We start from the raw sequence: 8,903 nt of genomic DNA on the forward strand, positions 1-8,903 counted from the left end.
CACACCGCGTTGCCTGAATCGCCAGCAAGCCGGCTCCTACAGAGGTATACGCATCACCATTCGTTCGCGCACTACGTCATACACCCAGTGGTAAACGTAGGTGTACGGCAGGAAAAACAGCAACACCCCGATATCCAGCAAGAACGCCTGCCACAGGCTGACGTTGAGCCACCAGGCAATCAGCGGCACGCCGACCGCCACCAACCCGCCTTCAAACAGCAGCGCATGAACGACTCGCGTCCAGGCGTTGTGCGCAATCTCGAATCGCGTCAGCACGCGGTCAAAAATCCCGTTGAAGATCACGTTCCAGGCCAGGGCCAGCGCCGCAATGACAACGGTGACGACGCCCATGTCGAGCATCGGCTTGTCCATGATCCACGCCAGCAACGGGGTGCAGATCACGATGGCCAGCAGTTCAAAGCCGATGGCCTGGAAAATACGTTCAGTGATGGATTTGTTGGCGTTCATGACCAGAACTCCCTGAGTGACTGTGGTTGCCATGATCCATCCTCACGCCGATACTTCATAACCAATAACCATCGATCAAGGCGATAGTTCATGGCCTCTCAGGAAGTGTTGCAGGCGTTTGTGCAAGCGGCGACCCAGGGCTCGTTTTCCGCGGCGGCGCGCAAACTGGGGCGCAGTCAGTCGACCATCAGTGCTGCGGTGGCAAGCCTGGAGATCGATCTGAATCTGGTGTTGTTCGACCGCAGCAGCCGCAAGCCCACGCTGACGCCGGCCGGGCACGTGATGTTGCAACGGGCCGAGGAAATCCTCGCGGCCACCAGCCGCCTGGAAATGACCGCCAGCCAACTCTCTCAGGGTGTCGAGCCGAAGCTGACCGTGGCGATTTCCGACACCTATCAGTCCGACCGTTTCGAAGCGGCGCTCAGTGCATTCGAGCAGCGTTACCCGGACCTGGAACTCGAATGCCTGATCGCCGAATGCGATGACCTGGTGGCGCTGGTGCAAAGCGGTCGGGCGCATGTGGCGTTCGCCGAGCAACAGGACAGTTACCCGCCGGACCTGGTCAGTTCGACGGTGCAGGAACGCACGGAAATCGCTTTGTTCGTGTCCCGTGGGCATCCGCTGGCGACCCTGACCGGAATCGATCAGGAGCTGTTGCAGCAGCATCGGGAGCTGCGTCTGGCGACCATCGTCAATCCGTATGAAAGCCGGGCGAAGGGGCGTGTGTGGTCGGCACCGAGTTACTTGATGCTGCTGGAAATGGCTCAGGGTGGATTCGGCTGGGCGCCGTTGCCGCGATGGCTGGTGGGGCGGTTTGATGCCGGGACGCTGCAGGAGTTGAACGTGCGAGGGTGGCCGAAGCCGCTGTTCGTCGATGCGCTGTGGTCGCGGCTGCATCCGCCGGGGCCGGCGGGGAGTTGGTTGTTGGGCAAGATGTTGGAATAGCGGTGCGGCCATCGCGAGCAGGCTCACTCCCACAGTTGATCGCGTCGGTCACAAATTTGTGGACACCACCGATCCCTGTGGGAGCGAGCCTGCTCGCGATGGGGCCGGCAAATTCACCTCACTTTAACGCCCTGATCCGAGCCTCGATAAACCGCCGCTCCGGCACCTGCTGCGTCAATTCCAACGCCCGCTCATACGCCACCCGAGCCTCCTCCACCCTGCCCAACTGCCGACAAAACTCCGCCCGCGCCGAATGCGCCAGGTGGTAATCCAGCAATTCGCCGCGATTCAGAATCCCTTCAACCAACGTCAATCCCGCCAACGGTCCATCCCGTTTGGCGATCGCCGCCGCGCGATTCAGCTCAATCACCGGTGAAGGCACCGCCGCCAACAGCACATCATACAAACCCGCAATCTGCACCCAGTCCGTCTCCCCCGCCGTCGGCGCTTCGGCATGCACCGCCGCAATCGCCGCTTGCAGGCAGTAAGGCCCGAATCGCCGCGAGGTCAGCGCCCGCGCAATCAGCGCGCACCCTTCGGCAATCAACCCGGCATCCCACAGCGAACGGTCCTGCTCATCCAGCACAATCAGCTCGCCACTCGCCGAGGTTCGCGCCGGGCGTCGTGACTCATGCAACAGCATCAGCGCCAGCAGGCCCATCACTTCGGGTTCGGGCAACAATTCCATGACCAATCGGCCGAGCCGGATGGCCTCGCGGGTCAGATCCTCGCGAGTCAGTTCAGCACCGATGGACGCCGAGTAACCTTCGTTGAACACCAGGTAAATCACCCGCAGCACGCTGTCGAGACGCTCGGGCAATTCCGCCAGGGTCGGCACCTGATAAGGGATTTTCGCGTCGCGGATTTTCGCCTTGGCGCGCACGATGCGCTGGGCAATGGTGGCCGGTGCCGAGAGAAACGCCCGGGCGATTTCTTCGGTGGTCAGGTCGCAGACTTCGCGCAACGTCAGCGGCACTTGAGCATCCGCCGCGAGTGCCGGGTGACAACAGGTGAAGATCAAACGCAGACGATCGTCTTCCACGTCTTCGTCACTCCAGTCGGCCTGCTCCAGCGCTTCCAGTTGCGCGATCAGCATCGGCCGGGACGCGGCAAACCGCGCGCGCCGACGCAAGCCGTCGATGGCCTTGAAGCGTCCGGTGGACACCAGCCAGGCACGCGGATTGTCCGGCACACCGTCACGCTGCCAACGCTCGACCGCGATGAAAAAAGCCTCGTGCAGGGCCTCCTCAGCCAGATCGAAATCACCGAGCAAACGGATCAGGGTCGCGAGGATTCGCCGCGAGTCTTCGCGGTAAACCTGCTCGACCCGAGCCTTGACCGACACGTCAGCCATCAGTGCCGATGGCCTTCAATCACCCACATCACCACGCAAACCTCCTTATCAGGGATTCAATTGACGAACCGGTCGCACCTCGACACAGCCGACCCGGGCCGCCGGAATGTTGCCGGCAACCTGGAGGGCTTCATTGAGGTCCTTGGCGTCGATCAGGTAGAAGCCGGCCAACTGCTCCTTGGTTTCGGCGAACGGGCCGTCGGTGATCGACACTTTGCCGTTGCGCATACGCACGGTGGTCGCGGTCTGCACCGACTCCAGCGCTTCGGCGGCGAGCATGCGGCCGCTGCCCTGGATCGATTCGGCGTAGGCCATGCACTCGGCGTCGTTGGGACTTTCGGGCAGCGAGTGCAACTCCTGTTCGTTGCTGTAGACCAGGCATAAATACTTCATGGGGTTCTCCGGATCGAACTGATCAACTATGGCTGCAGTTTGGCGCGTGGGGGGCACTTCCCGACGATCAGGGCTGCAGACCGAACAGTGCGGTGCCGCTCGTCATGTCGAACGGTGCCGACCAGTGTTCGTGGACGATGCGCCATTGCCCGGCCTCGCGCCGATAGCAGCCGGTCACGCGCATCCAGCAGGCCTGGGTTTCACCCTTCTCGTTGGTGCCGCCGCAATGGGCCAGCCAATGGGCGAAGGCGATGTGCTCGTCGGCCACGATGTTCATCTGGTCAAAATCAAGGGTGTGCGGGCCCTGGCACATTTCCATGCATTCCAGCCAATGCGCGCGGTAGGCCGCCTTGCCGCGAAATTGCAGGGCCTTGACCGCGTCGTAGGAGACGATGTCCTCGGCATACAACGCCATGATTTTCTCGAGATCCTTGGTGATGACCGCCTGACGATAAGTGTCGATCAGGGTCTGGATTTCGTGGGTAGCGTTCATGGTGGTTCTCCGTGTTTTTTGTTGTGAAGACACCCTTAGTCGCCTGGCAAAACGCCAAATCGACAGTCAAATTAAAAATAATCCATGGGCGCAAACTCGCTAGAATCCGAGGCTCATTTCTGTTGGAAAAAGGACACTCCAGTGACAACCCGACTCGTGCCTTACGAAAGCCTGAACGCGAAGCAGCGCCAGGAGGTGGAGGCCATCGAAGTTCACCAGGAACAGATCAAGTTCTCCGGTGACATCCACGGTGCATTGCACACCCTGCTGTCCAAACCCGGCCCCGGCGTCAAAGGATTTGCCCTGCTGGTCGAGGATGTCCCGGTAGCTTTCCTGCTGCTCAAACGCCCGCCAGTGCTGCCGGCCTGGGCCGACGAACACAGCGCCACCCTGCATGCGTTGCAAGTCGATCAGCGTCAACAGGGCAAAGGTTATGGCAAGGCCTGCCTGCAAGCCTTACCGGAGGTCGCGCGTCAGGCGTTTCCGGAAATACGGGGGCTGGAGTTGTCGGTGGATGCGGACAACGAAGCGGCCATCGCGCTGTATGCAAAATTCGGCTGGGTCGACAGCGGCGAGGCCTACAAGGGCCGGATCGGTTACGAACGGCGGATGGGGCTGATTTTCTGAGGTGGTTATGCTCGACAGCATCGAAGCACTGGAAGCAATTTACGGCCAACCCCACGAACGCGCGGTGCGCAAGCAAATCGCCTTTCTGAACGAGGATTATCAAGCGATGGTTCGCGCCTCGCCGCTGGTGATCATCAGCTCGGTCGGCCCCGACGGCCTGGACGGCTCGCCGCGCGGAGACACACCGGGTTTCGTGCGAATCATCGATGAGCGCACCCTGGCGATCCCGGATCGCCCGGGCAACAACCGCATCGACACGCTACGCAATGTGGTGTTCGATCCGCGGGTGTCGCTATTGTTCATCATCCCGGGGATCGGCGAAACCTTGCGGGTCAACGGCGCAGCGCAGATCAGCAATGAGCCGGCCTTGCTGGAAAGCTTCGCGGTCAACGGCAAATCGGCGCGCACGGTGATGCTGGTGACGGTGGAGGCGGCGTTTTTTCACTGCTCGAAAGCGATTGTGCGTTCGGATTTGTGGAACCCCGAAAAGCACCTGGATCGCTCGGCGCTGCCGACGGCGGGGGCGTTTCACAAGCGGTTGAATGATGGGCAGTTTGATGCTGAGACGTATGACCGGGAAGCGCCGGTGAGGGTGCGCGACAGTCTTTATTAGATCGATGTGGCGACTTTTGGATTGCCTTCGCGGGCAAGCCTCGCTCCTACAGGTTCATGGTGAATTCAGGAGCACACCAAACCTGTAGGAGCGAGGCTTGCCCGCGAAAGCAATTCACACCACACCGCATCAATCAGAGCGCCAACACCATCTCATGCCACGCCATTCCGCCATGGTCCGATGCGGAAGGTTTGATGTAGGCAAACCCGAACCCGGCGTACAGCGGAATATGCCGCTCCTTGCACATCAGGTTGATGCTGGCCTTGCCCAGCGCACGCATGCGCTCGATGAACTCGCCCATCAGACGTTTCGCCAAACCCTGCCCCTGATAATCCGGATGCACCACCACCGACATGATCACCACGTGCGGGCCGGCCGGGTCGTGGCCGATCAGTTCCTTGAACGCTTCGTCCGACATTTCCACCTGAAACGCCGCACCGGAGTTGATGAAACCGGCTACAACGCCGTCCACTTCGGCGACGATAAAACCTTCAGGCCAGGTGGCGATGCGCGTGGCGATTTTTTCTCGGGTGGCAGCTTCGTCACCTTCGTAGGCAACGGTTTCGATGGCGTAGCAGCGGTCCAGGTCAGCGGGGGTGACGTGGCGGATGACGGTGTTCATGGCGGCTCGGAATCAGCGGGGAAAGGCTGGGGATCATAAATCAGCCTGGGCATGACATCGAGAGGCGCATCGTTGATCCGCCTCCCGACGTACACCTCACGCTTTGATCGGCACCCAGATTTCCAGTTTTCCGGTGTTGAGCTTCGGGTTGAAGTCTTCGCTGTAGCGCTCATATTCCGGAGCATCCAACACTTCATGCCCGGACTGCGGTTGCCAGGTGCCGAAGATGTGTTGAAACAGCTGCGGCAATGCATCCAGCGGCCCTTTATGCTCGAACACCGCGTACAGCTGAGGCTGGACTTCTACCCAGCGGTACTGATCCGGCAAGTCGTCGAGCTTGCTGATTTCGACGCCGGCGATGTAGTCGAAGCCGCCCTTGCCATCGAAATTGCAACACACGCCGTAGGTCACTTCACCCTTCTGGCCCGGAACGTTTCCGATGTGCGGAATGAATTTTTCCCAGAGCGCTGGAATGCCCTGGGTGGTTTGCTGAGTAAACCGTCCACCAAGCCCTGCAATGAGCAGGAAGTGCCCATGTTCGTAGCGTGGTTCCGGGATTTCGACGCTTTTTTTATCATCCATGACTCGGCTCCTGGTACAAAAAGTGGGTTCGGCTAGGAGTATAGAAGCCAAACCCGATTCGCCCAATTACAGCGTATGCAACGCCTCGACCGCGCCAGCGCCAATAAACTCGTTGTACCCCGATAGGATCACGTACACCGCGAAATAGCAGAAGATCGCCGCCGATGCCATGTACGAATAACGCAGCAGCTTGTCGCCCAGCAACTTGCCGCCATGGCTCGCGGCAAAGCACAGGCCTGCCGACCACAACAGTCCGGCACAGAGAAATCCGCCGAGGAACAATGCCGAGCTGAGCGCCCCGCCACCGCCAGACCGCGCGATCAGCGTGCCGCCCACCGCCGCGAACCAGAGAATGGCGCTGGGTGACGACATCGCCAGGAAGATCCCGCGAAAGAACTCCTTGCGGTGCGAGTTGTGGCCCACTTCGGCGGTCTCGGCCAACAGCGCCTCATGGTGGATTGCCGAATAGATCATCTTCGCCGCGAAATAGATCAGCAACGCCGAACCACCAATCCACAGTACCCAGCGCACGGTTTCGTATTGCAGCAAAACGGTCATGCCGGCCAAGGCCAGCACGGCGTAAATCAGGTCGCCGACGCAGGTGCCCAACCCCAGCGCAAAGCCTTGAAAATAGCCGCGCTGCATGGCCAGCGTGATCATCGCGATGTTGGCTACGCCGATGTCCAGGCACAGAGAAAGGCTCAGCAGAAAGCCGCTGCTAAATTCCATCGACCGATTTCCTTCGGAAAAAAATTATTTACGTGGAGGCTGGACAGTCTGCCACAGCTGCCCTTACATTCCGCCACAGGTCACCGCAGTGACCAGCGTCGCTCGGACGGTTCCGGGCGCTTACGTTATCCGAGGCAACAATGGCCGAACAAGGTTCGCCGCGCCGCTTTGCGCGCATAGATCGACTCCCCCCTTACGTATTCAACATCACCGCCGAGCTGAAGATGGCCGCCCGTCGCCGTGGCGAAGACATCATCGACTTGAGCATGGGCAATCCCGACGGCCCGACGCCGCCGCACATTGTCGAAAAACTCGTCACCGTCGCCCAGCGCGAAGACACCCACGGTTATTCCACGTCCAAGGGCATTCCGCGTCTGCGCCGGGCGATTTCCAACTGGTACAAGGAACGCTACGAGGTCGACATCGACCCGGAAAGCGAAGCCATCGTGACCATCGGTTCCAAGGAAGGCCTGGCGCACTTGATGCTCGCCACCCTGGACCAGGGCGACACCGTGCTGGTGCCGAACCCGAGCTACCCGATTCACATCTACGGTGCCGTGATTGCCGGCGCCCAGGTGCGTTCGGTGCCGTTGATTCCGGGCGTGGACTTCTTCGCCGAACTGGAACGGGCGATTCGCGGCTCGATCCCGAAACCGAAGATGATGATCCTCGGCTTCCCGTCCAACCCGACCGCACAATGCGTGGAGCTGGATTTCTTCGAGCGCGTCATCGCCCTCGCCAAGCAGTACGACGTGCTGGTGGTGCACGACCTGGCCTACGCCGACATCGTCTACGACGGCTGGAAAGCCCCGTCGATCATGCAAGTACCGGGCGCCAAGGACATTGCGGTGGAGTTTTTCACCCTGTCCAAGAGCTACAACATGGCGGGCTGGCGCATCGGTTTCATGGTCGGCAACCCGGAACTGGTCAACGCCCTGGCGCGGATCAAGAGCTACCACGACTACGGCACCTTCACACCGCTGCAAGTCGCTGCGATTGCCGCACTGGAAGGCGATCAGCATTGCGTGAAAGACATCGCCGAGCAGTATCGGCAGCGGCGCAACGTGCTGGTCAAAGGCCTGCATGAACTGGGCTGGATGGTCGAGAATCCGAAAGCGTCGATGTATGTCTGGGCGAAGATTCCCGAAGCGTATGCGCACCTTGGCTCGCTGGAATTCGCCAAGAAACTGCTCGCCGAAGCCAAGGTCTGCGTCTCGCCGGGTGTCGGGTTCGGGGAATATGGGGATGATCATGTGCGCTTCGCGCTGATCGAAAACCAGGACCGGATTCGTCAGGCCGTGCGCGGGATTCGCGGGATGTTCAGGGCGGATGGGCTGGTAAGCAAAACCACCGGCTAGAGAAACAATCTCGGGAGCGGCCACGTCCGTGTCCGCTCCCGATTCGATTCAATTGTCTTCAGGCGTTATTGGAAAAAACCTGTCCCTGAAAGCAAACGGCTAGCCGACAACCGTAAAGGTCCGCAATTCTGTCCACTCCGAATCGACGCCCTCCACGTTTTGTCTAGCCTTGACTTGGTATTCCTCTTTTTCCCACGAAGAAAGTGAAGGCACTTGCCATTGACCTGAAGACATCACGTCAACCGAACCCAGCACCGTTCCGTCATCTAGCGCAACAGTTACCTTCCCCCCGATGATCGCCGGCCCAATAAACGTTGGTCTTAGACTTTCCTCAGCACCTTCAGTGGGAAGGATAATTTCGGGTTTATCAACAATAGGCGTGCTCATAGAGTCTGCTCCTCATCCATGGTTCGACGATCAAACAGGAACCCGTGACTGGCGCTCCTTTCAAGGAGGGATGTTCGACGTGTCCATGCAAGTCGTCTACCTGTGAGAAATGACAGTTCCGACAAGTGGTTGTGTCGTCAGTACCCAAAAGATTTGGCTTGTCGCAGATTCCTGCCCATAAAAAAAACCGCAAAAATGCGGTTTTTTGTTATCGGTAATGATCGAAACCAGCGTCTACGGGGGTTCGACAATCCATGTAGGAGCCGGCTTGCTGGCGATGCAGGCGACTCGGTTTAATTTCTTGACCGAGTCGATGCCATCGCCAGCAAGCC

12 protein-coding genes are annotated in these 8,903 nt (G+C 59.7%); 4 read left to right on the forward strand and 8 right to left on the reverse strand.

Annotation, left to right across the window (positions count from 1 at the left end; translation table 11 throughout):
• Positions 1-36: 36 nt before the first annotated feature.
• Complete coding sequence (locus KGA97_RS28170; RefSeq protein WP_008032561.1) at positions 37-468, reverse strand: multidrug/biocide efflux PACE transporter; 432 nt, start codon at positions 466-468, stop codon at positions 37-39.
• 90 nt (positions 469-558) lie between these two features.
• Between KGA97_RS28170 and KGA97_RS28175 the strand changes: the two genes are divergently transcribed.
• On the forward strand, positions 559-1,413 hold the full coding sequence (locus KGA97_RS28175; protein WP_223481894.1) for a LysR family transcriptional regulator: 855 nt from the start codon (positions 559-561) through the stop codon (positions 1,411-1,413).
• Between the two features lie 118 nt (positions 1,414-1,531).
• On the opposite strand, the gene KGA97_RS28180 is transcribed toward KGA97_RS28175, so the two are convergent.
• From KGA97_RS28180 to KGA97_RS28190, 3 genes are all read right to left on the reverse strand, one after another.
• Positions 1,532-2,767, reverse strand: coding sequence for an RNA polymerase sigma factor (locus KGA97_RS28180; RefSeq protein WP_223481895.1), 1,236 nt, complete (start codon positions 2,765-2,767; stop codon positions 1,532-1,534).
• Between the two features lie 48 nt (positions 2,768-2,815).
• A complete protein-coding gene (locus tag KGA97_RS28185; protein ID WP_008032567.1) occupies positions 2,816-3,160 on the reverse strand; it encodes a YciI family protein in 345 nt (114 codons plus the stop codon).
• Positions 3,161-3,227: 67 nt separating this feature from the next.
• Positions 3,228-3,653 (reverse strand): YybH family protein, encoded by a 426-nt coding sequence (locus KGA97_RS28190; RefSeq protein ID WP_223481896.1) that lies wholly within the window; start codon positions 3,651-3,653, stop codon positions 3,228-3,230.
• 141 nt (positions 3,654-3,794) lie between these two features.
• Between KGA97_RS28190 and KGA97_RS28195 the strand changes: the two genes are divergently transcribed.
• Together KGA97_RS28195 and KGA97_RS28200 are read left to right on the forward strand one after the other, a co-directional pair.
• Positions 3,795-4,280: a GNAT family N-acetyltransferase gene (locus KGA97_RS28195; RefSeq protein ID WP_223481897.1), complete on the forward strand. Its 486-nt coding sequence runs from the start codon at positions 3,795-3,797 to the stop codon at positions 4,278-4,280.
• Between the two features lie 7 nt (positions 4,281-4,287).
• Positions 4,288-4,893 (forward strand): pyridoxamine 5'-phosphate oxidase family protein, encoded by a 606-nt coding sequence (locus tag KGA97_RS28200; protein WP_192229140.1) that lies wholly within the window; start codon positions 4,288-4,290, stop codon positions 4,891-4,893.
• Positions 4,894-5,026: 133 nt separating this feature from the next.
• Here the strand turns inward: KGA97_RS28200 and KGA97_RS28205 are convergent, their stop codons facing one another.
• The 3 genes from KGA97_RS28205 to KGA97_RS28215 form a co-directional block, all read right to left on the reverse strand.
• Positions 5,027-5,515: a GNAT family N-acetyltransferase gene (locus KGA97_RS28205; RefSeq protein ID WP_207285435.1), complete on the reverse strand. Its 489-nt coding sequence runs from the start codon at positions 5,513-5,515 to the stop codon at positions 5,027-5,029.
• Between the two features lie 96 nt (positions 5,516-5,611).
• Complete coding sequence (locus tag KGA97_RS28210; RefSeq protein ID WP_223481898.1) at positions 5,612-6,097, reverse strand: GyrI-like domain-containing protein; 486 nt, start codon at positions 6,095-6,097, stop codon at positions 5,612-5,614.
• Between the two features lie 66 nt (positions 6,098-6,163).
• Positions 6,164-6,826, reverse strand: coding sequence for a LysE family translocator (locus KGA97_RS28215; protein ID WP_223481899.1), 663 nt, complete (start codon positions 6,824-6,826; stop codon positions 6,164-6,166).
• 140 nt (positions 6,827-6,966) lie between these two features.
• Here KGA97_RS28215 and alaC point away from each other — a divergent pair, with 140 nt between their 5' ends.
• On the forward strand, positions 6,967-8,184 hold the full coding sequence (gene alaC, locus KGA97_RS28220; RefSeq protein WP_223481900.1) for an alanine transaminase: 1,218 nt from the start codon (positions 6,967-6,969) through the stop codon (positions 8,182-8,184).
• 99 nt (positions 8,185-8,283) lie between these two features.
• Here alaC and KGA97_RS28225 read toward each other — a convergent pair whose 3' ends face one another.
• The gene (locus tag KGA97_RS28225) at positions 8,284-8,571 is read right to left on the reverse strand and encodes a hypothetical protein (protein WP_223481901.1); all 288 of its coding nucleotides are present in this window, start codon (positions 8,569-8,571) and stop codon (positions 8,284-8,286) included.
• Between the last annotated feature and the right edge of the window lie 332 nt (positions 8,572-8,903).

Source organism: Pseudomonas sp. BF-B-15, from assembly GCF_019946675.1.
GTDB lineage: Bacteria > Pseudomonadota > Gammaproteobacteria > Pseudomonadales > Pseudomonadaceae > Aquipseudomonas > Aquipseudomonas migulae.